The organism is Streptomyces sp. NBC_00433, assembly GCA_036015235.1.
Taxonomy (GTDB): domain Bacteria; phylum Actinomycetota; class Actinomycetes; order Streptomycetales; family Streptomycetaceae; genus Actinacidiphila.
This window is the reverse complement of sequence record CP107926.1, coordinates 5793631-5817096: the sequence shown is the minus strand read 5'-3', so window position 1 is coordinate 5817096 and position 23466 is coordinate 5793631. Positions and strand designations below refer to the sequence as shown.

Below are 23466 nucleotides of genomic sequence, written 5' to 3'. Positions count from 1 at the left end.
TGTCACCTGTCCGGTCAACCTCCCCCCAGAGGTACAGAAGGGACACCGTATAGTTAGCGCAGCCTAAGCTAAGCCCTGCCCGGCGCCAGACGGTCGCCGCCTCCCGGAGGACCGCCCGACATGCAATTGCGCCGCCGCACCGGCTGGATGGCTGCGGCGACGGCGGCACTCCTGCTCGCGGTCCTGCTCAGCCTGGCCGTCGGGAGCCGCGAGATACCCCCGTCCCAGGTGCTCGACGCGCTGCTGCACGGCGGCACCAGCCAGAATGCCGAGGTCGTCCGCAGCCTGCGGGTGCCGCGGACGGTGATCGGCATCATGGTCGGCGCCGCGCTGGCGGTCGCCGGGGTCGTGATGCAGGGCGTCACCCGCAACCCGATCGCGGAGCCCGGCATCCTCGGGGTCAGCCAGGGCGCGTCGCTCGGCGTGGTGTGCGCCATCGCGTACGCCGGGGTGGGCACGCTCAGCGGCTACGTCTGGTTCGCCTTCGCGGGCGCCGGAGCGGCCGCCGTCGCCGTCTACGCGGTGGCCGCCCGCGGCAGGGGCGGCGCGTCCCCGGTGAAGCTCGCGCTGGCGGGCGCGGCCATGAACGCGTTCCTGACGTCGATCGTCTCCGGGGTGCTGACCACCGACGCGCAGACGCTGGACACCTACCGCTTCTGGCAGGTCGGTTCGCTGTCGGGGCGGGACACCGACATCATCGGCATGATCTGGCCCTTCCTGGCGGTCGGCCTGCTGCTGGTGCTGGCGATGGCCCGCGGCCTGGACGCGCTCGCGCTCGGCGAGGACGTCGCCAAGGGCCTCGGGCAGAACGTGGCGGTGCTGCGGCTGACCGGCGCGCTCGGCGCCACGGTGCTGACCGGTGCCGCGGTCGCCGCCGCGGGCCCGATCGCCTTCGTCGGCCTTGCCGTGCCGCACCTGGCCCGCGCCCTGGTCGGCACCGCCCACCGCTGGGTGCTGCCGATGGCGGCGCTGCTCGGCCCGGTGATGATCCTGGTCTCGGACGTCGTCGGCCGGATCGTCTTCCCGCCCTCGGAGGTCCCGGTGGCGGTCATGACCGCGCTGATCGGCGTGCCCTTCCTGGTGGCGCTGGTCCGGCGCAGGTCGGTGGTGGCGGCATGAGCGCGACACGTCCGGCGGCGGCCGGGACGAAGGCGGGAGCGAGGGCGGGGGTGCGGCCCGCGGGCTACTCCGTCGTACGGCCCGGCGGGCGCGGGTCCTTCCTGGTGCACCGGCGGGCGCTCACCGTCACCTGCGTGCTGGCCGCGCTGCTGGCGGCGGTCTGCGTGGCGTATCTGTGCGTCGGGGAGTCCTTCGTGGCACCCGGCGAGGTCGTGAAGGTGGTCTTCGGGCGGCCCAGCCCCGACGAGCTGGTGGTCGGCGAGCTGCGCGAGCCGCGGCTCGCGCTCGGGCTGCTGGTCGGTGCGGCCTTCGGCGTGTCCGGTGCGCTGATCCAGACCGTCGCCCGCAATCCGCTGGCCAGCCCCGACGTCATCGGGGTCACCCACGGCGCGGGCGCGGTGACGGTGGCCGCGATGACGTACGGCGTGACGTCGTACTCGGCGCTGCCGTACCTCTCGATCGCCGGCGGGCTGACCGCGGCGGCCCTGGTCTACGTCTTCGCGTGGCGGCGCGGCCTGCACGCGGCCCGCTTCGTGCTCATCGGCATCGGCTTCTCGGTGGCGCTGTCGTCGGTCACCCAGCTCTTCCTCACCAAGGGCGACTACCTGGTCGCCCAGCAGGCCAAGGTCTGGCTGACCGGTTCGCTCAACGGCCGCGGCTATGCCGAGGCGCGGCCGCTCGCGCTCGTCCTGCTGCTCGCGCTGCCGTGCGCGCTGTGGGCGGCACGCGCGCAGCGCACGGTGTCCTTCGACGACGACACCGCGACCGCGCTGGGCGTCCGGCTGGGCAGGGTCAGGTTCGGCCTGGTCGCGCTCGGCGTCGTGCTGGCCTCGGTCGCGACGGGGGCGGCCGGCCCGGTCGACTTCGTGGCGCTGCTCGCCCCGCAGATCGCCCGCCGGCTGACCAGGACCGCGCAGATCCCGCTGCCGGCGTCCGCGCTGACCGGCGCGCTGGTCGTGGTGGTCGCGGACCTGCTGGCCCGCAAGCTGTTCTCGCCGACCGAGCTGCCGGTCGGTGTGATGACCGCCGCCGTCGGCGCGCCCTACCTGATGTGGCTGATCGTCCGCAGCCGCAGCCGTTCCGGAGAGCCGTCATGACGACCCCAGAGCCCACCCCCGCGCCGGCCCCCGTGGAGCCCGCTTCCGCACGGGAGGCCGCGCCGGCGAACCGGCTCGCCGCCCGCGGCCTCACCCTCGCCTACGAGGACCGGGTCGTGGTCGACGGGCTCGACCTGGAGATCCCCGACGGCCAGGTCACGGTCATCGTCGGCCCCAACGCGTGCGGCAAGTCCACCCTGCTGCGCGCCCTGGGCCGGCTGCTCAAGCCCAGGAACGGCTCGGTGCTGCTGGACGGCGCCGAGCTGGCCAAGGTGCCGACCCGGCAGATCGCCCGCACCCTGGGCCTGCTGCCGCAGTCGCCGGTGCCGCCGGAGGGCATCACGGTCGCCGACCTGGTCTCCCGCGGCCGCCAGCCGCACCAGAAGTGGTGGCAGCAGTGGTCGGAGTCCGACGAGCGGCTGGTCGCCGAGGCCATGGAGCGTACGGCGACGAGCGACCTGGCCGGCCGGCTGGTGGACGAGCTGTCCGGCGGGCAGCGCCAGCGGGCCTGGATCGCGATGGCGCTGGCCCAGGACACCGACCTGCTGCTGCTCGACGAGCCGACGACCTTCCTGGACATCGCCCACCAGGTCGAGGTGCTCGACCTGGTGCGCCGCCTCAACCGCGAGCGCGGCCGGACCGTCGTCGCCGTGCTGCACGACCTCAACCAGGCCGCCCGCTACGCCGACCACCTGATCGCGATGAAGGCCGGCCTGATCGTCGCCGAGGGCCCGCCGGGCGAGGTCGTCACCGCGGAGCTGGTGCGCGAGGTCTTCGGCCTCGCGTCGGTCGTCGTGCCCGACCCGGTGACCGGCAGCCCGCTGGTGGTCCCGGGCGCACCCTGGCAGCTGCCCGAACCGGCCCCGCAGGACGCCACCGCAACTCCGCACCTCTGAACGGAGATCCGCCATGTCCCGTACCAGCAGCGCCCGTTCGACCCGCTTACCTGCCGTCGCCGCCGTCCTGCTCTGCACGGCGCTTGCGGTCGCCTCCTGCTCCTCTTCGTCCGAGGGCAACGGCGACGGGACGGGCAAAGCGGGTGGCACGCACAGCGTCGACACGGCCATGGGCCCGGTGGCGGTGCCCGACCACCCGCGGCGGGTCGTCGTCCTCGACACCGCCGAGCTGGACTCGGCGGTCACCCTCGGCGTCAAGCCGGTCGGCGCGACCAGCGCGGGCACCAGCTCCGGCTTCCTGGACTACCTGCCGCCGGACGAGGTCGCCGGGATCAAGAACGTCGGCGAGATCGCCGACCCCAACCTGGAAGCGGTCGCCGCGCTCAAGCCCGACCTGATCCTCAGCAGCAAGGTGCGCGACGGCGCCCACTACGACGCCCTGTCGAAGATCGCACCGACCGTGCTCACCGAGACCACCGGGGCGCCCTGGAAGGCCGACTTCCAGCTGCACGCCGCCGCGTTGGGCCGCACCGCACAGGCCGCGCAGGCGGTCGCCGCCTACCAGGACCACGTCAAGGAGGTCACCGCGGCGCTCGGCGGTGCCGCGAAGGCGGCGGCGACGAAGGTGAGCATGGTGCGCTTCGTGGAGGGCGCGGACATCCGCCTTTACGGCAACGCCAGTTACATCGGCACCGTCCTCAAGGACGTGGGCCTGTCCCGGCCTTCGGTGCAGGACGTCGACCGGCTCAGCGTCGACGTCAGCCCCGAGCAGATCGACAAGGCGGACGGCGACGCGCTCTTCTACGCCGCCTACGGCGACCCGAAGGCCGCCAAGGAGACGCAGGTGCTGGGCAGTTCGCTGTGGAAGCGGCTCACCGCGGTGCGCGCCGGCCGCGCCCACCAGGTGGACGACCAGCTCTGGTACCAGGGCATCGGCTACACCGCCGCCGGCAAGCTCCTCGACCTGCTGCGGCAGGACCTGACCGCCGGATAGGGCCTGTCGTTTGGATCTCCGCGGCGTCGCGGTGTCCGGCACGCACATCTTCCCCCTGCCTTCGGCGGGAGGTGCCCCCAGCGTTGTCGTCAGCCGACGACGCGCCGCGTCCCGGGGCGGGACCTCAGGCCGACCGGCGGTTCCGCCACAGCAGATACAGCGCGGTGCCGACGGCGGCCAGCCGCACGGTCGGCGGGTAGGCGTCCAGGAAGGCCTCGCCCATCTGGCCCTGCGCGATGGGCTCGCCCCACTTGCCCACGTCCCGCCCCCAGACCCACACCAGCATCCCGGCGGCGAAGGCCCCCGGGATGAACAGCACCGCGAACTTGGCCTGCGGCCTGCTGAGCCGGCGCGAGAGGTAGGCGGTCAGCCAGCCCAGGCCCAGCGGGATCAGCGAGCCGATCGCCGCGCCGGCGACCAGCAGGGCGGCGGCCAGCAGCAAGACGGGGCTGCCCCAGTTCCGGGGGCGGCGCTCCGCGCGCTCGCCGCGCGGCCTGCGGCGCAGGAGGCGCCGGGCCGGCCGCCCGGCGGCCTCTTCCTCCCCCTCGACGGCCTCGACGGCTTCGACGGCTTCGCTCTTGCGCGGGGGCCGGCCGTCCTCGGCGTCCAGCTCCTCGTCGTCGAAGGAGATGAAGACCCCGCCGGTCATCCCCGGCAGCCCCGCCAGCTCGTCCCCGGCCCGGGGCCGCCCGCCCCGCCCGTCGCCCTGCCACCACTCCCGCTCGTCGCCGTCCCCGTCGTCCCCCGCCCGCCCCGGCTTCGGAACCCGCGCCGTCCGCGGCACCTGCGGCCCCGGCGCCTTCGCGTACGGCCCGTACGACCCGGGCGGCGGCTCCTCCGGCGGCGGCGCGGCCGCCCGCCCGGAACCACCCGAGCCCGCGGCGGCCTCCACCACCGCGTCCGGGCTGCCGATCCGGCCCAGGATGCGCCGCACCGCGGCCTCCGAGTCGCCCCCGCGCCGCTCCCGGTCGATGTCGTTGCGCAACTGCGCGACCAGGTCCCTGCGTTGCGCGGCGGGCATCGCGGTCTGCGCCAGGTCCCCGACCCGGCTCAGATAGTCGAACACCAGCCGATCGCTCTCGACCCCCACCGCCCAAATCCCCTCACGCGCCCGGATTTCACCACCGCCGACCGTACCCGCCAACCGCCGCGCCTGTCCTCGCGTCCAGCCCTCGAATCCCCCGGTCAGGTTGCGGGGAGAACACCCGTCGGCCGCGGTTCGCCTACCACCCGCGTCGCACGGCCCCGGGGCGAGCACCGTGCCCCAGGGCTGCCTCTCGGCTTTCCCACCCCTCGGGCGGGGCGCGCAGTTCCCCGCGCCCCTTTCGGCCTGCGCCCTCCTACGCCAAGCGCCGGCCCTGGCAGAGGCCGCCTGGTCGCGGTGTCTGCCGCCTTCACCACGGCGGTGGCCGCGCGCGCAGCCCCCCGCGCCCGTCGGGCTGCCGCCACGCTGGGTGCGGCGGCAACACCGTGCCCCGCGACCACGGAGCTGCCCCTTGCGGTGGGCCGTCGGCTCTCCCGCCCCTCGGGCGGGGCGCGCAGTTCCCCGCACCCCTTCGGCCTGCGCCCTCCCACGCCAAGCGCCGGCCCTGGCGGGGGCGGCCCGGCGCGGCTCCGAGCGGGCTCGGGGCGGGGTCCCGGGGGTGGATAGCGGGTAGGGACTCCGCATGATGCCCCGGGCAGGGCCTAATGTGGGACGGATGACGACCGGAGGCCACAGCGGTGCCCCGCGCACCCTCGCGGAGGACCTGCGCGCCCGTGACGACGACGCGCTGGCGGTGCTGCTGCGCGCGCGGCCGGATCTGCTGGCCCCGGTGCCCACCGACCTCACGCAGCTCGCGACGCGCGCCGCGACGCGCACGTCGGTGCTGCGGGCGCTCGATCACCTGGACGCCTTCACGCAGCAGACCGCGGAGGCGCTGGCGCTGACGGCGGACGGGTGTGCGTACGAGGTGTTGCGCGAGCTGATGACCGGGCGGCCCGGCGGTACGCGGATGACCGGTGAGCCGCTGGACCCGGAGGTCGCGGGCGCCGTGGCCGACGCCTTGCCGCGGGCCGTCGCCGCGCTGCGGGAGCGCGGGCTGGTGTGGGGCGAGGAGGGCCGGCTGCGGCTGGTGCGTACCGCGCGGGACGTGCTCGCGCCGTCCGCCGCGGTGCCGTCGGCGACCGGGCTCGGCCCTTCCGTGGCCGAGGCGACGGCCGGGATGTCGCCCGCCAGGCTCCAGGAGGTCCTCGCCGACGCCGGGCTCGCCGCGACGCACGACCCGCAGAGCGCGATCACCGCGCTGGCCGGGCTCTTCGCCGACCCGGAGCGTTTCGCGGCGCTGCTCGACGGGGCGCCTGAGGGCGCGCGGGCGGTGCTCGACCGGCTGGTGTGGGGTCCGCCGTACGGCGAGGTCAGGGATGCGACGGCGGCCGTACGGGCGGCCGGCGCGTCCACCCCCGTGCAGTGGCTGCTGGCCCGGGGCCTGCTGCTGCCGGCCGGCCAGCACAATGTCGTGCTGCCCAGGGAGGCGGCGCTCGCGCTGCGGGCCGGCCGCGCCCACCGCGCCCCGCAGCCGCTGCCGCCGCGGATCGAACCGGTGCCGCGTACCGCGAAGACGGTGAACGCCACCGCCGCCGGCCAGGCCTTCACCGCCGTCCGCACGGTCACCGACCTGCTCAAGGAGTGGCAGACCGGCGGTCCCGCGGTGCTGCGGGCGGGCGGTATCAGCGTCCGCGACCTGCGGCGTACCGCGAGCGCGCTGGACCTCACCGAGCCGCAGACCGCCTTCTGGCTGGAGCTGGCCTACGCGGCCGGCCTCGTCGCCACCGACGGCGAGCTGGACGAGGCCTACGCGCCCACTCCCGCCGCCGACGAGTGGCTGCTGCTGCCCGCCGAGCGGCAGTGGGCGGTGCTGGCCGGCGCCTGGCTGGCCGCGACCCGCACGCCGGGCCTGGTCGGCACCCGCGACCCGAAGGGCAGGGCGCTGGCGGCGCTCGGGCCCGACCTGGACCGTTCGCTCACGCCCCAGGTACGCCGCGGGGCGCTGCGGCTGCTGGCCGCGCTGCCGGTCGGCTCGGCGGCGGGCCGCCCGGACCTGCTGGCCCGGCTGCGCTGGGAGCGGCCGCTGCGGGCCGGCGCGGACGCGCTGCGCGAGGACGTGCTCGGCTGGACGCTGCACGACGCGGAGACGCTCGGCGTCACCGGCCGCGGCGCGCTCGCCGCGCACACCCGCCCGCTGCTCGAAGCCGACCCGGACCCCGAGCGGGCCGCGGCCCTGCTCGCCCCGCTGCTGCCCGAGCCCCTCGACCACGTCCTGCTCCAGGCCGACCTCACGGCGGTCGCCCCCGGCCCGCTGATCGCCGCGCTCGCCGAGACGCTCGGCGTCCTGGCCGACATCGAGTCCAAGGGCGGCGCGACCGTCTACCGCTTCACCCCCGAGTCCGTACGCCGCGCTCTGGACGCCGGGCGTACGGCGGCGGAATTGCAGGCCTTCCTGACCGAGCACTCCCGTACGCCGGTGCCGCAGCCGCTCAGCTACCTCATCGACGACGTGGCCCGCCGGCACGGCACACTACGGGTCGGCGCCGCGGCCGCGTATCTGCGCTGCGACGACGACGCGCTGCTCACCGAGCTGCTCGCGGACCGCCGCGCCTCCGGGCTCGGCCTGCGCCGGCTCGCCCCGACCGTGCTCGCCGCCCAGACCGACCCGTCGACCCTGCTCGAACGGCTGCGGGCCATGGGCCTGGCCCCCGCCGCGGAGTCCGCCGAGGGCGACGTCCTCATCACCCGCCCCGACGCCCGCCGCACCCCGCCCCGCAGCGCCCCCGTCCCCGTGCCCGACGGGCCGCCCGTCCCCGACGCCGCGCTCCTCGGCCTGGCGGTCAAGGCCATCCGCGCCGGCGACCGCGCGGCCACCGCCGTCCACCGCCCCGCGACCGCCCCACCCCCCGGCCTCCCCCGCACCCCCGCGGCCGACACCCTCGCCACCATCCAGTCCGCCGTCCTGACCGGCGAGTCCCTCTGGATCGGCTACGTCAACGCGGAGGGCAACGCCACGCAGCGCGTCATCGCCCCGGTGCGTGTCGAGGGCGGTTACGTCACCGCGTACGACCACACCGCGGACGAGGTCCGCACCTTCGCGATCCACCGGGTCACCGGCGTGGCCGAACTCGCCGAAGACCCGGCCTGACCTGGCCCGTCCCGGGCCTCCTCCCGCCGTCGCCGAGCGCCGGTCCTCTGCGCCGGACGGCGCCCCATAGGGGCGCGGGGAACTGCGCGGCCAACCCACCACCGGGGTTGCACGTCGTCACCGGCCCAAAGGGGCAGTTGCTGTCGTCTCCGGACCACCGGCCGGTGAAGGGCTGGGCGCGCAGTTCCCCGCGCCCCTTATGGCTTGCCCTCCTCCGCAGAAGGGTGAGCGTTTTTCAGGGGCGCGGGGAACTGCGCGGCCAGCCGTCCACGAGCTGCGCGTCGCCACCGCGAGGTCGGAGCTACTTCGCCGCCGTGGAGCGGAAGCGGTGCCACCAGTGGGTGCGGTGGGGGTGGAGGGCGGAGCCGAGGCGGCGGCCCAGGAGGAGGTAGCCGATAAGGGCGCCCAGGGTGTTGAGGATGACGTCGTCGATGTCGAAGGCGCGGCCCTCCACGAGGGCTCCTTGCGCGGCCTCGATGAGGACCATCACCAGGGCGGTGACGACGGCGACCCGGAGCAGGCCGCGGGCGCGCGGGAAGAGCATCGGGAGCAGGATGCCGAAGGGGACGCCCAGCAGGACGTTGCCGCCGATCTGCTTGATCGTGTCGCGCATGGCGGGCTGGTCGAGGTAGGCGCGGATGGACGCGCCCGGCCGCAGGTTGGTGTGGATGAGCGCGTCCGACGCCGGCGACGGCACCAACGTGACCTTGGCCAGCGCAACCGCGAACGCCACCATGCAGACGATGGCGACGGCCAGGACCGCGGCACGCGCGAGCGTCGGGCCGAGGGTGCGCCGTTGCAGCACCGGCGGCGGGGTCTTACGCACGCGCTGCCGCGGTCGCGGTCGTTGCCGTGACGTCGGCGTCCGCTTCGGGTTGTCCACGGCCTTGGGCTCGGCCTTCGGCCGCGGCTTCGCCGCCGGCTTGGGCTCGGGCTTCCGGGCCGGCTTCGGCCCCGGCCGCGACCTCGCCTTCGTGGCCGCTTGCGCCGGAGCCTCCGGCTCGGACTTCGGCCGGCGCGCCCGGTCGAACAGTGCGCCGCGGATAGCCATCGGCCGTACCCCCCTCAGTGGACGCCTTCATGGCGCCGCTTACCCCGAACCGGCCGCCGTACGCCGGGTGGCGGCGTAGGCGGCCGGAAAACCTCTCCTCGCCGCTGGGGGTGGGCGCGGCGGCAGAGGGTCTTACCTCGGGGACAACCTCATCCGTGCTGTCCGCGTCGGCGTCGCGCCAGGAAGATCAGCGTTCCGCCGGCTCCGAGCACCGCGACCGCGGAGGCGGCGATCCATTCCACCCCGTCAGCACCGGTGTGCGGCAGCCCCGGAGGCGTGGTGGGCGGCTGGGACGGGTGGTGCGAGGGGTGCCACGGCGGCGTGCTGGTGGTCGGAGGGCTTGTCGGGGGGGTCGTGGGAGGCGTCGTCGTCGGCGGGTGCGACGGGTGGTGAGTCGGGGGGTGGGACGGGTGATGCGTCGGCGGGTGCGACGGGTGGTGAGTCGGCGGGTGACTCGGGTGGCCCGTCGGCGGGTGACTCGGGTGATGCGTCGGCGGGTGCGAGGGGTGGTGAGTCGGGGGGTGGGACGGGTGATGCGTCGGCGGGTGCGACGGGTGATGCGTGGGCGGGTGGCTCGGGTGATGCGTCGGGTGATGGGTCGGGGGGTGGCTCGGGTGGCCCGTCGGCGGGTGGCTCGGGTGATGCGACGGGTGATGCGACGGGTGATGGCCCGGGTGGCCCGTCGGCGGGTGGCTCGGGTGATGCGACGGGTGATGCGACGGGTGATGGCCCGGGTGGCCCGTCGGCGGGTGGCTCGGGTGATGCGACGGGTGATGCGACGGGTGATGGCCCGGGTGGCCCGTCGGCGGGTGGCTCGGGTGATGCGACGGGTGATCGCCCGGGTGGCCCGTCGGCGGGTGGCTCGGGTGATGCGACGGGTGATCGCCCGGGTGGTGCGAGGGGTGGTGGTGGCCCGGAGGGTGTTGGTGGCCCGACGGGTGAGTCGGGTGGCCGTACGTCGGCGGCGTGGTGGGCGGGCAGCTGGTCGTCTCGACCGGCCACGACGTGTCGGGCCCGCTGCTGGGCCACGACGTGTCGGGGCCGCTGCTGGGCCACGACGAGTCGGGCCGGCTGGGCTGGTCGGAGGGCTGGGAGGTCCGGGAGCCGGAGAACGCCCACTCGTCGCCCGCCGTTCCACCGCCGGAGGCGCTGGCAGAGGCGGGGAGCAGCAGGCCGGCCGCGGCGATGACTCCCGCGACGACGACAGCCGAGGAGGCCGCGACGGCGCGGAACGTACCCCGCCGGCGCGGCTCTGCGGGGGGTTGCGTCTGCTGGTGATCCATGGGGGCAGAAAACATCAAATAGGACTAATAGCCATGTAAGCCACGGTTAAGGAGGCGGTGGATTAGCACGAATGGTCGTCCCATGGGGGGGTGGGTGCCACTCGCGGTGGCCGCGCGTCTGCGGGCTCGGTGGGGCCGGTCGCGCGGTCCCCCGCGCCCCTGGCGGCCCGGGATCACGCCCCCCGGGGGCGAGGCCGCCGGGGGCCTGGCACAGGGCGGTAGACTTGACAGTTCGCCCACCACCCGGCCCGCCGGAGGTAACCGCGTGTCCTGCCTGATCGTCCAGAGCGACAAGACCCTCCTCCTTGAGGTCGACCACGAGCAGGCTGACGCCTGCCGCCGCGCCATCGCCCCGTTCGCCGAGCTGGAGCGGGCGCCCGAGCACATCCACACGTACCGCCTCACACCGCTCGGGCTGTGGAATGCTCGGGCGGCCGGGCATGACGCGGAGCAGGTGGTGGACGCGCTCGTCGAGTACAGCCGCTACCCGGTGCCGCACGCGCTGCTCGTCGATGTCGCCGAGACGATGGACCGCTACGGGCGGCTGCGGCTGAGCAAGGACCCGGCGCACGGGCTGGTGCTGACCACGACCGACCGGCCGGTGCTGGAGGAGATCCTCCGCTCGAAGCGGGTGCAGCCGCTGGTCGGGGCGCGGATCGACCAGGACACGGTCGCCGTGCACCCGTCGGAGCGCGGGCAGATCAAGCAGGTGCTGCTCAAGCTGGGCTGGCCCGCCGAGGACTTCGCCGGGTATGTGGACGGCGAGGCGCATCCGATCGAGCTGGCCGAGGACGGCTGGGCGCTGCGGCCGTATCAGAAGCAGGCCGTGGAGGGCTTCTGGCACGGCGGCTCGGGCGTGGTCGTGCTGCCCTGCGGCGCGGGGAAGACGCTGGTCGGCGCGGGCGCGATGGCCGAGGCGAAGGCGACGACGCTGATCCTGGTCACCAACACGGTCTCGGCCCGGCAGTGGAAGCACGAGCTGGTCAAGCGGACCTCGCTCACCGAGGAGGAGATCGGCGAGTACAGCGGTACGCGCAAGGAGATCCGCCCGGTCACCATCGCCACCTACCAGGTGCTGACGACGCGGCGGAAGGGCGTCTACCCGCACCTGGAGCTGTTCGACTCCCGCGACTGGGGTCTGATCGTCTACGACGAGGTGCACCTGCTGCCCGCACCCGTCTTCAAATTCACCGCGGACCTCCAGGCCCGCCGCCGGCTCGGGCTGACGGCGACCCTCGTACGCGAGGACGGCCGCGAGTCGGACGTCTTCTCCCTCATCGGGCCGAAGCGCTTCGACGCGCCCTGGAAGGAGATCGAGGCGCAGGGCTACATCGCGCCCGCCGACTGCGTCGAGGTCCGGGTCAACCTCACGGATTCGGAGCGGCTGGCCTACGCGACCGCCGAGACCGAGGAGAAGTACCGCTACTGCGCCACGACGGCGACCAAGCGCAAGGTCACCGAGGCGCTGGTCGCCAAGCACGCCGGGGAGCAGACGCTGGTCATCGGGCAGTACATCGACCAGCTGGACGAGCTGGGCGAGCATCTCAACGCCCCGGTGATCAAGGGCGAGACGCCGAACTCGCAGCGCGAGAAGCTCTTCGAGGCCTTCCGGCAGGGCGAGCTGTCGGTGCTCGTGGTGTCGAAGGTGGCCAACTTCTCGATCGACCTGCCGGAGGCGACGGTCGCGATCCAGGTGTCGGGCACGTTCGGCTCCCGCCAGGAGGAGGCGCAGCGGCTCGGCCGGGTGCTGCGGCCGAAGGCGGACGGGCACGAGGCCCGCTTCTACTCGGTCGTCGCCCGCGACACCATCGACCAGGACTTCGCCGCCCACCGGCAGCGCTTCCTGGCGGAGCAGGGCTACGCCTACCGGATCGTGGACGCGGACGACCTCCTGACGGACGCGGGCGAGGACACCTGACCCCCGAGCTACTTCTCAGGCGGTACCGGTGCGGCCGGCCGCCGGGAAGAGCAGCGGGGCCAGGCCCATGGTGCACAGCGTCGTCACCGACGTGACCCGGCCCAGGCAGCGGGGGTCGGCCCGGGTCTGCACCAGCGCGCTGGTCATCGTCGCCGTGACGCCGCTGGTCAGGGCCGTCGGCGGTCAGAAGCGCTTGCTCTCGTGGGGGAGCAGCGCCACCTCCACCACGGCGACGGCGTAGACGCGAATCGCGTGCAGAGCATTGCCGAGGCGGTAACGCGGGAGGTCGAGAGGGGTGTCGAACACGGTGGCACCGTGAACGGCCGGACCTGGTGGAGCGATCGTGGAAGTCATACCTCCACGGTACGAAATCTGGCATTCGCACCACATCGGGCTCAGGTCTGATTCCTCTTGCCCCGCGCTCAGCCCCTGGTCGGACCCCGGACCCCGACCCCGGTATCAGGGTCACCCCGAGACCCCGCACGACCAGGCGCCCCGATAAACCGTTCGCGTCCCGCACCCCCGGAGCGTAAGATCACCCGTCTTGCCGCCTCCCGGACGCCTCCCGGACGGGAGTGCCGCCGGCCGGACGGAAACCGGTCGGCCCCCGCCGCGCACGCGCAGACCACCGGAGGCAGAGCCGTGCCCTCGCACGCCCCGATCCAAGGCCACACCCCCGATCCCCTCCAGCGGGAGCGCGACCACCTGTCGTCGTCCCGGTCCGCGCTGCGGGCGATGCGGGAGGACGTCGAGGCGCTCGACATCCGCGATGTCACGGGCAACTGGGTGAATGCCAGGATCCTCGCCGGTGAGATCGAGGTCCGCATCAAGGCGCTCGCCGACCTCGCCCACACCCCGCTCTTCTTCGGCCGCCTCGACTACGGCCACGCGCCCGGTGTGGAGCTGGCCGAGGGCGCGGAGGGGGAGAGCTTCTACATCGGGCGCCGCCATGTGCACGACGCCGACGGCGACCCGATGGTGATCGACTGGCGGGCGCCGGTCTCGCAGCCCTTCTACCGCGCCTCGCGCGTCGAGCCGATGGACGTACGGCTGCGGCGCAGGTTCGGCTACACGGGCGGCGAGTTGACCGCGTACGAGGACGAGCACCTGTCCGACCCGGCGGAGTCCGACACCACGAGCAAGCTGCTCCAGACCGAGATCGAACGGCCCCGTGTCGGGCCGATGCGCGACATCGTGGCGACGATCCAGCCCGAGCAGGACGAGATCGTACGTGCCGGGGTCACCGGCACGGTCTGCGTGCAGGGGGCGCCGGGCACCGGGAAGACGGCGGTGGGGCTGCACCGGGTGGCCTACCTGCTCTACGCACACCGCGAGCGCCTCGCCCGGACCGGCACGTTGGTGATCGGGCCGAACGCGTCCTTCCTCCAGTACATCGAGCAGGTGCTGCCCGCGCTCGGTGAACTCCAGGTCAAGCAGGCCACGGTGGACGACCTGGTCGCCCATGTCCCGCTGAGCGGAACCGACTCGGCGGAGACCGCCCGCGTCAAGGGCGACGCCCGGATGGCGGAGGTGCTGCGGCGGGCGGTGCGTTCGGGTATCCGGATGCCGACCGAGCCGGTGATGGTGGTGCGCGGGTCGCGGCGCTGGCGGGTCCCGGCGTACGAACTGGAGGAGATCGTCAGGGAGTTGGCCGACCGGGACATCCGCTACGGTGCCGCGCACGACGCCCTTCCGCAGCGGATCGCCCACGCGGTGCTGGTCCAGATGGAGCGGGCGGGCGAGGCGCCCGACGACCGCGTGCAGGACTCGGTCGCCCGCAATACGGCCGTGAAGGCCGCGGTCAAGGCGTGCTGGCCGCCCGTCGATCCGGCGAAGCTGGTGCTGCGGCTGCTGTCCGACCCGGAATTCCTCGCCGCCTCGGCCGACGGCCTGCTGGACGCGGACGAGCAGAAGGCCGTCCTGTGGGAGAAGCCCGCGCGCGGGCTCGCGTCGGCGAAGTGGTCCGCCGCGGACGCCGTACTGATCGACGAGGCCCGCGACTTGGTGCAGCGCACCGCCTCCCTCGGCCATGTCGTCCTCGACGAGGCGCAGGACCTCTCCCCGATGCAGTACAGGGCCGTCGGCCGCCGCTGCTCCACCGGTTCCGCCACCGTCCTCGGCGACATCGCGCAGGGCACCACCCCCTGGGCGACGCCCAGTTGGTCCGAGGCGCTCCGCCATCTCGGCAAACCCGACGCCCGAATCGAGGAGTTGACCCGCGGCTTCCGCGTCCCCCGCGAGGTCATCTCCTACGCCTCCCGGCTCCTCCCCGAGATCGCCCCCGACCTGGCCCCCGCCACCTCGGTCCGCGAGGCGGGCGGCGACTTCGCGGTGCTGTCCGTCGCCCCGGCCGACCTGGACGCCTCCGTGGTGGCGGCCTGCCACACCGCCCTGCGCCACGAGGGTTCCATCGGCCTGATCGCCGCCGACCCCCGCATCGCGACGCTGGCCGCCGCCCTGACGGAGGCCGGCCTCGCCTACCTCCCGCCGGGCGCGGAGACCTCGGCGTCCGCCCGCCTGACGCTGGTCCCCGCGTCCCTGGCCAAGGGCCTCGAATACGACTACGTGGTCCTGGACGAGCCCGCCACGATCGTCGCGTCCGAGCCCGACGCCCGCACCGGCCTGCGCCGCCTCTACGTGGCCCTGACCAGGGCGGTCTCCGGCCTCTCCGTCCTCCACGCGCAGCCGCTGCCCGCCGCGCTGGCGGACTGAGCCGGGAGCCGCGGCGGCCGGCCGGCCGGTGCGAACGGTCAGGCTCCCGGCGCGGTCCCCTCGGCGGGCCGCTCGGCCATGATGACCACCCCCGGGCCGCTCCACTCGTCCGCGGGAAGCCGCAGTTCGGCGACCGGCCGCAGGCCGGCCTCCTCTATCAGGGCCACGAGCTGCTCCGGGCGCCACTTGTGGGTGGTCCAGCGGACGGGCACTCCCCCGTACGCCTCCGTACGCAGCGCGTCCTCGTCGCCGACGTGCGTCCCGGTGATGAAGTGGCCGCCGGGCTTCAGGGCGCGCGCGAAGAGGGCGAGCACCTGCGGGAGGACGTCGCGGGGGAGGTTGAACAGCGACCACCAGCCGAGGACACCGCCGAGGGACTCCGCTTCGAGCGCGAGATCGGTGGCGGAGGAGACGCTGAAGCGGCACTGCGGGTGGAGGCGGCGGGCGTTCTCGATCATGCGGGACGAGAGGTCGACTCCGGACACGTCGAGCCCGCGCTCGTCGAGGTAGGCGGTCACCGTCCCCGGCCCGCAGCCCACGTCGAGCACGGGCCCGAGGCCGCCCACCGTGTCGGCGAAGGCGTCGATCGACGCCTTGAGCCAGGGGTGGCGGCGGATGTCGCCCATGCCTGTCGTCTGCACCATGTCGGCGTAGTTGTCCGCCACCCGGTCGTAGGACTCACGGACGGTGTCGAGGTCCGCCGGGCGGTCGATGTGGTGTGCGCGCATCCGCACACGATAGGGCTGCGCCCGCGGGGTTGAGGTCAGCCCACCGCGACGGAGGTGTCGAGCACCTCGCGCCACGTGCGGACCGCGCTGACGTCCACCGGGCCCGCCCAGCCGCCCGCGCGGACCGCGCCGCCGACGTGGAAGGCGTCGAGGCCCGCGGCGCGCAGCTCGGGGACGTGGGCGAGGAGGAGGCCGCCGCCCACGAGGAGGCGGGGCTCGTAGCCCGGTTCGCCGCCGCGGGCGGCTTCCGCGCACAGCACGGGCATGCCCGCGCCGACGCCGTCCGCGGAGCCCGCGGTCAGGTACGTGTCGAGGCCGGGGAGCCCGGCGAGTTGGAGGCGTACCGCGTCGCGGTCGGCGGCCCGGTCGATCGCCCGGTGGAAGGTCCACCGGCAACCGTCGAGTACGTCGACGAGCGCGTGTACGGCGTCCAGGTCCGCGCCGCCGCGGGCGTCGAGGAAGCCCAGGACGAATTCCTCAGCCCCCTCGGACCGCAGGCCCTGCGCGGCCTCGCAGAGCGCGTCGAGCTGGCGGGCGCCGCCCGTGGTGAAGCCGTCGGAGAGCCGCAGCATCACGCGCAGCGGGATGTCGACGGCGGCGCGGATCGCGCCGAAGGTCGCGCGGGAAGGGGTGAGGCCGTCCGCGGCCATATCGGTGACCAGTTCGAGGCGGTCGGCGCCGCCGGCCTCTGCTGCTGCGGCGTCGTCCGCGCCGAGGGCGATCACCTCGAAGATTGGTCTAGACATATGACCAAGCCTGCCACATGCCTACGCGGCACGCGACCCCCGGGTACGCATATCCCGGGCGCCCCCATTCCCCCGGGGCCCCACCCCGGGCTCCCCCTGCCGCCCGGCAGCCCGGTTCGCACCGAATCGCCCAGTTCGGGGGTGCTGTTACGTCCTCACCCGCGGCCCGGTGGGGGCTTGTCGCGCAGTTCCCCGCCACTCCCTGCGGGGTGCTGTTACGGACTCCGCACTTGCGCTCCGTGGGGGCTTGTCGCTCCGTTCTCCCCCAGCGCTTCGCCTGGGGGTCCCCCCACGCGCCCCTGAAAATCGCGTGCCCTCCTCCACAAAGCCCAGCCCCTGCCAGGGGCAAACGCCGGGCGCAGGAGGACGCAGGACCCAAAGGGGCGCGGGGAACCGCGCGACAAGCCACCCATCGGGCGGCGGGTGGGGACGCGACAGCACCCCGCAGGGAGTGGCGGGCGTGACACGAGGCCTTCCTCACCGAATGTGATGGCTCGAACACCGACCCCGCACAGAAAACGCGTTCACGATTCCGTCACAATGGCCCGCATGCCGCACACCAGGGCCGCCGCCCACCCCCGCTACGAGGCACTGCTCGCCGAGTGGAACGAGTTGCTGCGCCGCTGCCAGGGCGCAGCAGCAGGCCCGGACGACGCGCCCGACCCGGCACCCTACGGCCGTGAGCTGCTGGAACGCTGGGGTGAACCGCAGCGCCGCTACCACACGGTGGACCACCTGTCCGACGTCCTGGCCCGCGCCACCGAGCTGACCGCCTACGCCGACGACCCCGACACGGTCGCCCTGGCCGTCTGGTTCCACGACGCCGTCTACCGCCCCGACCGCAGCGAGAACGAGCAGCGCAGCGCCGACCTCGCCCGCCGCGCCCTGGCCGAGGCGGGCGTCGACGCCGACCGCACGTCCGAGGTCGTCCGCCTGGTCCTGCTCACCGTCACCCACGACCCGGCCCCCGGCGACGCCGACGGCGAAGTCCTCTGCGACGCCGACCTCGCCGTCCTCGCGGGCGACCCCGCCTCCTACGCCGCCTACGCCGCCGCCGTCCGCGACGAATACGCCTTCGTCCCGGACGCCGACTTCCGCTCCGGCCGCGCGGCCGTCCTGCGCCAACTCCTCGACCTCCCGCACCTCTTCCGCACCCCGTACGGCCAGCAGCACTGGGAGCGCACCGCCCGCCGCAACCTCACGACGGAGCTGGAGCTGCTGGAGGCGTAAGCCCGCGGCGGGCGTCAGAGGAGGGTGTTGAAGATGTTCCAGCCCGTACCGTTCTGCACCCGACTCGCGTACGGGGCGGCCGGGTTGCCGGTGCCGCGGTAATACCAGAGGCGGCCGGCGGGGTCGCGCGCGAGCAGGTCGGGGTGGCCGTCGCCGGTCATGTCGGCGACGCCGACGACGCGGTTGTATATCTGCCAGCCGCCGCCGATCTGGGCGCGGTTCCGGTAGGGGGCGGCGGCATTGCCGGTGCTCGCGTAGAGCCACATCTTGCCCGCGCTGTCCACGGCGAGCAGGTCGCCGCGCCCGTCGCCGGTCACGTCGCCCGCGCCGGTGAGCGTCGTGTAGCCCTGCCAGCCGCCGCCCACCCGGACGCGGTCCGCGAGCGGCTTCGTCGCCGAGCCTGTACCGCGGTACAGCCACAACACGCCCGCGCTGTCGCGCCCGAGCAGGTCGGCGTGCCCGTCGCCGGTGAGGTCGCCCGCGCCGACCAGGGTCGGGTAGATGTTCCAACCACCGCCGATGCGGACGCGGTTCGCGAACGGCTTCGTCGCCGAGCCTGTACCGCGGTACAGCCACAACACACCGGAGGCGTCGCGCGCCACGAGGTCGCCGGTGCCGTCCGCCTTGAAGGCGCCGAGCGGGGCGAGCGCGGTGTAGCCCTGCCAGCCGCCGCCCACGCTGGTGCGACTGGCGAGCTGGCCGGGGCGGGTGACATCGGGTGTGCTCTGGTACTGCCAGAGCACACCCGCGCTGTCCCGCCCGTAGAATGCCGAGCGCAGGTCGGCGGGGAGCACGGACGTCGTGAAGGTGAGTTCTGCCGCGGTGGAGCCGCGTACCTTCCCGTCCTGGTCGAGGGTTTGAGCCCGGGCAATGACCTTTCCAGCGGGCAGCCCCCAGTCAGCGGTGAGTTTCAGGTACTCGCCGGCCGTGCCGCCGACGGTCCACTGCCTGCCCGGGAATTCCACCGTGAGCGAGCCGTCCGCCGCGACCGTCAATTCCTGGGAGGCGTAGGCGGCGGCGTCGGTGGAATAGCTGAGGTGCAGTGCGGAAGCCAGCTGCTCTGGCGTGTAACCGGACCCGGCGATCGAGGCGGCGGTAATCGTCAGCCGCGTCGAGGTCACCGGAGCCAGCGGCGTGGACTGCCCGGTCACCACGTGGCCCGTCGTGGCGCGCTTGTCTCCGGTCGCCACGTCCACGTACGAACCGCCCGTCATGCGGTCCGGATCCTGCCAGACCGCCTGGAAGAACGGCTCGTGCACCTCGATCGATCCGTTGGTCCCGTACGCGGTGTGGGCGAGGTCGGCGCCTGTGGCGCCGTCCTCAAGGAATCCCCGGACTCCGTTCAGTGTCGGAACGGGATAGGTGGCGCTGACATGAAGGCGGATCACACCGGCGGACATCGGTGCGCCGGGCACGCCGTCATGGTCGCTGTCCTCTGCGCCGATGAGGATCTGGCCCGTGCTTCCGGGCACGTCGACCAGCGGAAGGGCGTTGCCTGCGTCGTCGGTGATGTGCAGGCCGCCCGTACCTCCGTCATTGACTGTCAGGCGTACGTACGCGTCGGCCGCGGGCGGATCGGTCACCGTGACGTCCCACTCGGCCGAGGCCCCGTTGACCTCGACCGAGACGATTCCGACCGAAATCCCCGGCGCCGGAGGCGCGTCGTCGGCCGCCGCGACGCCGGGCAGTCCGGCGATCCCCGCAGCGAAGGCCACGGCCGTGGCGACAGCGAGCCGGGTACGGGATATGCGGTGGTGCCTCACGGGGCCGTCCTGAGCTGCGGAAGGGCCGACGCGCCCTGGTGAGCACGCCGAGGGTGCCGCCACTCGGCCCGGACAACGGAACGATGTGAGCAGCTTGTGAATATTGGCTGAAGTCGACCGGGACCGCAATGCCGTTCATCGCGAACCCGCAGACGGGAGGGGTTCGGTGGGGCACTCGGGGTGAATTCGCCCATTCTCCCGACAGAGTGCGTAGTACGCGTTACTCTCGGTCATGGTGCTGTTCCCGCACGCCCCACGAACGCACGGGAGTCCCGTCATGGCCGAACGCAAGCCCACCTCCGCCTCCGCGAAGAAACTCGACCCCGCCCAGTCGCCCCGCGCCATGTACGGCGCCGAACTGCGCTTCCAGCGCGAGCGGGCCGGGCTCAGCCAGTCCGGCCTGGGCGAGTTGCTGTACGTCGGCAATTCGCTGATCGCGAAGATGGAGACCGGAGAGCGGCGTGTCCAGCCGGACATGGCCGAGCAGCTCGATCGCGTCCTGGACGCGGGAGGGTTCTTCGTCCGCAACCTGGCTGCGGGGCGGGCGACGCCGTACCGCGAGCATTTCGCAGATGTCGCCGAGTTGGAGAGCGTTGCCCTCACCATCAAGCAGTGGGAGCCGCTGCTCATGCCAGGCCTGCTACAGACGCCGGGCTACGCGCTCGCCGTCATCCGCGGGTACGACCCCGTGGCCCCTGCCGAGGTGGTCAAGAAGAGGCAGGACGCCCGGCTCGCGCGAGCGCATATCTTCCAGAACGCCGAACGGCCACTGTTCTGGGCAATCGTGGACGAGGCTGCCGTACGCCGTCCGACCGGCGGTCTGGCCACCATGGCTGGGCAACTGCGCTATGTCGCCGCGATGGCGCGCGAGGGGCGGATCATCTTCCAAGTGCTGCCGTACAGCGCGGGCTCCCACCCGGGCATGGAAGGCGCGCTGAAACTGATGACGTTCGAGGACGACAGCCCTATGGCCTACGTACAGGCCCAGGAGACCGGCACGCTCCTGGACGATCCTGCGACCATCACGCGATGCACATTGACTTACGATCTTCTCGCAGCGGCGGCACTTTCGCCGGAAGCTTCCCTCGATTTCATCGAGACGGCAGCCGAGGAGTACGAGCATGGATCTCAACGCAGCGGCGGTGACGTGGCGTAAGAGCACGTACAGCGGCGGCAGCGGCGACGACTGCATCGAGGCCAGCGACAGTTTGACGCAGGCCAGTTGGCGTAAGACCAGCCACAGCGGCGGAAGCGGCGGCGAGTGCATCGAGTTCGCCGCCAACCTCCCCGACGTCATCCCGGTCAGGGACAGCAAGGACCCTCAGGGCCCCGCCCTGACCTTCACGCCCACCGCGTGGACCGCGTTCGTCGACGCGGTCGCGCGGGGCGAATTCCCCGCCGCCGGATAGGGACATGGCGGGCACGGAGCCGGGCGAGTGGTGGGATCGGCTGCCCGCGGGCATACGTGAGCAGGTCGACGGCTACGTCCTCCAGGACTCCCTCATGTCCGCCATCAGGATCGTCCGCCAGGCAGGGCGTGGGATCGGCCTGGGGCTCAACGACGCCATGGGCGTGGTCCAGAGCCGCTACGACCACCTCGGCGGCCGCGTCGCCCGTACGCCCGACAGCCCGCTCGACCCGGCGTCGCTGGGCGCCCTCGCCGACGGGTGTCCCGGGCGGATCGTGGCGATCGAGGCGGTCTGGGACGGGGACACCGTCCACGACTGGTTCGTGGACCTGCTGGCCATCACCGACGACCCGGTGGGCGAGCAGTCGCTCGCCCGCATCTACCGGGGCGCGGGGGCCCGTTACGTGGGGACGGACGCGGTCTCGGGTCCGCGCCACCCCTCGGCGGCGGCCGCCGTCGCGGCGGGCGGGGCGCTGGCGGCGCGGCTCTCCGTGCCGTTCCACTTCGCGAGTCCCGACACCCCCGACGACGAAGCGCCCCGCTGGCGCCCGCCGTCCGCCTAGAGTTGGCCCACCGAATCGACCGGTGGCGGGACTTGGGGGCAGGTGCGTGGACGAGACGGAGACGTTGCCGTTCTGGGTGGAGGCGGACGACGAGGACCCGGACGCCATGGGGCTGCTCGGCGGTGACCCGGTGCTGCGTGCCGTACCGCTCGGACCGCTGCGGCGGAATCTGGCGGCGACCGTGGACGCCTTGCAGGAGGTCTTCAAGGACGTGGCCGCGCGGAACGGCACCCTGCCCCTCGCGGAGGCGCAGTTGTCCTTCCAGGTGACGGCGAGCGGCGGTGTGCAGCTGATCGGCACCGGGCAGGTGCAGGGCACCCGGGGGCTGACGCTGACCTTCCGGCTCCCGTAGGCCGGCGGCGGCAGGCGTGGCGTACAGAGCGCTGCTGATCGGCGCGAGCGCGTACGACGATCCGGCGATCGGCGACCTCCTCTTCGTGCCGGAGGATCTGCGGCGGCTGCAAAGCGTCCTCGTCGCGCGGGAGTTCGCGTCCGTGGAGATCCTGGAGGCGCCGCGCGGCATCATCAGGACGACGGTGAACGCGCGGGTCAGCGGCTTCCTGCGGGAGGCCCGCAGGGACGACGTGCTCTTCATCGTGCTCAGCGGTCACGGGCAGCGCTTCGAGGGCGCCGACTACCTGATCCCGGAGGACGCCGGCTTCCAGATCCGGCCCTTCTCCGAGTGCTGCGTGGAGATCGACTGGCAGAAGGAGCTGGAGGACTCGGCGGCGGCGCAGGTCGTCTTCCTGGTCGACGCCTGCCGGGAGGGCTTCGCACGGGACTCCAAGAGCCCGGCGGGCGTGCAGGGTTGGGGCAGGCAGCGCATCGCGGCGGCGCTGCGGCGCAAAGTGGCGTACGTCTACGCCTGTTCGCCCGCGCAGGTCGCGCTTTTCGTCCGGCCGACTGACACCGCCAGGGACGGGAGCGGTGGCGACGTGCACCCTGTCCGGGGCTGGCCGCGCCGTTCCCCGCGCCCCTATGGGGTGCCGTCTTGCGCAGAGGGCAACCACCCAGGGGCGCGGGGAACTGCGCGCTCAGCCACCCACCGGCCGGTGGTCCGGTAGCGACAGCAACAGCCCCTCTCGGCCGGTGGCGACGTGCAGCCCGTCGTGGGCTGGTCGCGCAGTTCCCCGCGCCCCTGAAAGGCGCTGCTCTACGCAAGGGCGAGGTGCTAGGAGGGTTCGGGGAAGTGGGGGGTCACCACGGTGATCAGGGCGGTGACATCAGGGGCAGACATCGGCCTGCCCGACATGCCCAGGCGGTGGAGCAACGTGCCGACGATCAGGTCGATGAAGAAGAGGACGCGGTCCTCCGGCTCACCCAGGGCCTCCTGGACCGCGAGGCGGTAGGGGTCCTGGAAGCGGGTGGCGAGGACCGTGCGCAGGGCGGGGTCGCTCACCGCGTCGCTGAAGACGCCGGCGAAGGCGTCGCCCACCCCCGGTTCACTGATCTTCGCCGCGATCCAGCGGATGGTCGAGGACATGATCTCGGCTCGGGTCGCGCCCTCCAGGGGCGCCGGGCCGAGGGCGTCGAGGAGGCAGTCCACGATCAGCTCGCCCTTGGACGGCCAGCGCCGATAGACCGTGGACTTCGCGACACCCGCCGCGGCGGCGATGCGTTCGACGGTGGCGCGGGCGTAACCGACCTCCTGGACCGTGCTCAGGGTGGCGGCGAAGACCGGGGCGGTCACGCCCGCGCGTGGGCGGCCGGGGGGTCTGCCGGGAGTCGGTGGGGACATGGGCGCAACGATACCTGTTTCGATACCCGAGGTTTCGATACTATT

Annotated in this window: 21 protein-coding genes and 1 pseudogene; 14 read left to right on the top strand and 8 right to left on the bottom strand. The window is 73.6% G+C overall.

Features of this window, described 5'->3' with window-relative positions; genetic code table 11:
• Positions 1–120: 120 nt before the first annotated feature.
• Genes OG900_24900 through OG900_24885 form a run of 4 tightly spaced genes read left to right on the top strand, consistent with a single transcriptional unit; the run spans position 121 to position 4106 of the window.
• Positions 121–1119 carry an iron ABC transporter permease gene (locus OG900_24900; protein WUH93034.1) on the top strand — a complete coding sequence of 333 codons (999 nt, stop codon included), beginning with the start codon at positions 121–123 and terminating at the stop codon, positions 1117–1119.
• Positions 1116–2216 carry an iron ABC transporter permease gene (locus OG900_24895; GenBank protein ID WUH93033.1) on the top strand — a complete coding sequence of 367 codons (1101 nt, stop codon included), beginning with the start codon at positions 1116–1118 and terminating at the stop codon, positions 2214–2216. The genes OG900_24900 and OG900_24895 overlap by 4 nt, the downstream gene beginning before the upstream one ends.
• Positions 2213–3112: an ABC transporter ATP-binding protein gene (locus tag OG900_24890; protein WUH93032.1), complete on the top strand. Its 900-nt coding sequence runs from the start codon at positions 2213–2215 to the stop codon at positions 3110–3112. The genes OG900_24895 and OG900_24890 overlap by 4 nt, the downstream gene beginning before the upstream one ends.
• Positions 3113–3125: 13 nt before the next feature.
• Positions 3126–4106, top strand: a complete 981-nt coding sequence (locus tag OG900_24885; protein WUH93031.1) for an iron-siderophore ABC transporter substrate-binding protein — start codon at positions 3126–3128, stop codon at positions 4104–4106.
• 124 nt (positions 4107–4230) lie between these two features.
• Here OG900_24885 and OG900_24880 read toward each other — a convergent pair whose 3' ends face one another.
• Complete coding sequence (locus OG900_24880) at positions 4231–5196, bottom strand: hypothetical protein (protein WUH93030.1); 966 nt, start codon at positions 5194–5196, stop codon at positions 4231–4233.
• A gap of 610 nt (positions 5197–5806) precedes the next feature.
• On the opposite strand from OG900_24880, the gene OG900_24875 reads away from it, so the two are divergent.
• Positions 5807–8281 (top strand): helicase C-terminal domain-containing protein, encoded by a 2475-nt coding sequence (locus tag OG900_24875; GenBank protein ID WUH93029.1) that lies wholly within the window; start codon positions 5807–5809, stop codon positions 8279–8281.
• 301 nt (positions 8282–8582) lie between these two features.
• On the opposite strand, the gene OG900_24870 is transcribed toward OG900_24875, so the two are convergent.
• Positions 8583–9332: a VanZ family protein gene (locus OG900_24870; protein ID WUH93028.1), complete on the bottom strand. Its 750-nt coding sequence runs from the start codon at positions 9330–9332 to the stop codon at positions 8583–8585.
• Between the two features lie 966 nt (positions 9333–10298).
• Here OG900_24870 and OG900_24865 point away from each other — a divergent pair.
• A complete protein-coding gene (locus OG900_24865) occupies positions 10299–10610 on the top strand; it encodes a hypothetical protein (protein WUH93027.1) in 312 nt (103 codons plus the stop codon).
• 270 nt (positions 10611–10880) lie between these two features.
• Positions 10881–12533 carry a DEAD/DEAH box helicase gene (locus OG900_24860; protein WUH93026.1) on the top strand — a complete coding sequence of 551 codons (1653 nt, stop codon included), beginning with the start codon at positions 10881–10883 and terminating at the stop codon, positions 12531–12533.
• Positions 12534–12560: 27 nt separating this feature from the next.
• Here the strand turns inward: OG900_24860 and OG900_24855 are convergent.
• Positions 12561–12704: pseudogene (locus OG900_24855) on the bottom strand (MFS transporter).
• 12 nt (positions 12705–12716) lie between these two features.
• The gene (locus OG900_24850; protein ID WUH93025.1) at positions 12717–12839 is read right to left on the bottom strand and encodes a hypothetical protein; all 123 of its coding nucleotides are present in this window, start codon (positions 12837–12839) and stop codon (positions 12717–12719) included.
• 336 nt (positions 12840–13175) lie between these two features.
• Between OG900_24850 and OG900_24845 the strand changes: the two genes are divergently transcribed.
• Positions 13176–15245, top strand: a complete 2070-nt coding sequence (locus tag OG900_24845; GenBank protein ID WUH93024.1) for an AAA family ATPase — start codon at positions 13176–13178, stop codon at positions 15243–15245.
• 38 nt (positions 15246–15283) lie between these two features.
• On the opposite strand, the gene OG900_24840 is transcribed toward OG900_24845, so the two are convergent.
• Entirely contained in the window at positions 15284–15973 is a 690-nt protein-coding gene (locus OG900_24840; protein ID WUH93023.1) for a class I SAM-dependent methyltransferase, read from the bottom strand.
• Between the two features lie 35 nt (positions 15974–16008).
• Positions 16009–16719: a copper homeostasis protein CutC gene (locus OG900_24835; protein WUH93022.1), complete on the bottom strand. Its 711-nt coding sequence runs from the start codon at positions 16717–16719 to the stop codon at positions 16009–16011.
• A gap of 549 nt (positions 16720–17268) precedes the next feature.
• Between OG900_24835 and OG900_24830 the strand changes: the two genes are divergently transcribed.
• On the top strand, positions 17269–17949 hold the full coding sequence (locus tag OG900_24830; protein WUH93021.1) for a hypothetical protein: 681 nt from the start codon (positions 17269–17271) through the stop codon (positions 17947–17949).
• 14 nt (positions 17950–17963) lie between these two features.
• Here the strand turns inward: OG900_24830 and OG900_24825 are convergent, their stop codons facing one another.
• Positions 17964–19712, bottom strand: coding sequence for a VCBS repeat-containing protein (locus tag OG900_24825; GenBank protein ID WUH93020.1), 1749 nt, complete (start codon positions 19710–19712; stop codon positions 17964–17966).
• Between the two features lie 277 nt (positions 19713–19989).
• On the opposite strand from OG900_24825, the gene OG900_24820 reads away from it, so the two are divergent.
• Genes OG900_24820 through OG900_24800 form a run of 5 tightly spaced genes read left to right on the top strand, consistent with a single transcriptional unit; the run spans position 19990 to position 22747 of the window.
• A complete protein-coding gene (locus tag OG900_24820; GenBank protein ID WUH93019.1) occupies positions 19990–20868 on the top strand; it encodes a helix-turn-helix transcriptional regulator in 879 nt (292 codons plus the stop codon).
• Positions 20834–21121, top strand: coding sequence for a DUF397 domain-containing protein (locus OG900_24815; GenBank protein WUH93018.1), 288 nt, complete (start codon positions 20834–20836; stop codon positions 21119–21121). The genes OG900_24820 and OG900_24815 overlap by 35 nt, the downstream gene beginning before the upstream one ends.
• A gap of 4 nt (positions 21122–21125) precedes the next feature.
• Entirely contained in the window at positions 21126–21683 is a 558-nt protein-coding gene (locus OG900_24810; protein WUH93017.1) for a hypothetical protein, read from the top strand.
• A 46-nt stretch (positions 21684–21729) separates the two neighbouring features.
• Complete coding sequence (locus tag OG900_24805) at positions 21730–22035, top strand: hypothetical protein (protein ID WUH93016.1); 306 nt, start codon at positions 21730–21732, stop codon at positions 22033–22035.
• Between the two features lie 16 nt (positions 22036–22051).
• Entirely contained in the window at positions 22052–22747 is a 696-nt protein-coding gene (locus OG900_24800; protein ID WUH93015.1) for a caspase family protein, read from the top strand.
• 107 nt (positions 22748–22854) lie between these two features.
• Here OG900_24800 and OG900_24795 read toward each other — a convergent pair whose 3' ends face one another.
• Positions 22855–23421, bottom strand: coding sequence for a TetR/AcrR family transcriptional regulator (locus OG900_24795; GenBank protein WUH93014.1), 567 nt, complete (start codon positions 23419–23421; stop codon positions 22855–22857).
• Between the last annotated feature and the right edge of the window lie 45 nt (positions 23422–23466).

Coding starts and splice junctions, on each gene's coding strand:
- OG900_24900 (WUH93034.1), top strand. CDS start 121: ATGCAATTGCGCCGCCGCACCGGCTGGATGGCTGCGGCGACGGCGGCA.
- OG900_24895 (WUH93033.1), top strand. CDS start 1,116: ATGAGCGCGACACGTCCGGCGGCGGCCGGGACGAAGGCGGGAGCGAGG.
- OG900_24890 (WUH93032.1), top strand. CDS start 2,213: ATGACGACCCCAGAGCCCACCCCCGCGCCGGCCCCCGTGGAGCCCGCT.
- OG900_24885 (WUH93031.1), top strand. CDS start 3,126: ATGTCCCGTACCAGCAGCGCCCGTTCGACCCGCTTACCTGCCGTCGCC.
- OG900_24875 (WUH93029.1), top strand. CDS start 5,807: ATGACGACCGGAGGCCACAGCGGTGCCCCGCGCACCCTCGCGGAGGAC.
- OG900_24870 (WUH93028.1), bottom strand. CDS start 9,332: ATGGCTATCCGCGGCGCACTGTTCGACCGGGCGCGCCGGCCGAAGTCC.
- OG900_24840 (WUH93023.1), bottom strand. CDS start 15,973: ATGCGCGCACACCACATCGACCGCCCGGCGGACCTCGACACCGTCCGT.
- OG900_24835 (WUH93022.1), bottom strand. CDS start 16,719: ATGTCTAGACCAATCTTCGAGGTGATCGCCCTCGGCGCGGACGACGCC.
- OG900_24830 (WUH93021.1), top strand. CDS start 17,269: ATGCCGCACACCAGGGCCGCCGCCCACCCCCGCTACGAGGCACTGCTC.
- OG900_24820 (WUH93019.1), top strand. CDS start 19,990: ATGGCCGAACGCAAGCCCACCTCCGCCTCCGCGAAGAAACTCGACCCC.
- OG900_24815 (WUH93018.1), top strand. CDS start 20,834: ATGGATCTCAACGCAGCGGCGGTGACGTGGCGTAAGAGCACGTACAGC.
- OG900_24810 (WUH93017.1), top strand. CDS start 21,126: ATGGCGGGCACGGAGCCGGGCGAGTGGTGGGATCGGCTGCCCGCGGGC.
- OG900_24795 (WUH93014.1), bottom strand. CDS start 23,421: ATGTCCCCACCGACTCCCGGCAGACCCCCCGGCCGCCCACGCGCGGGC.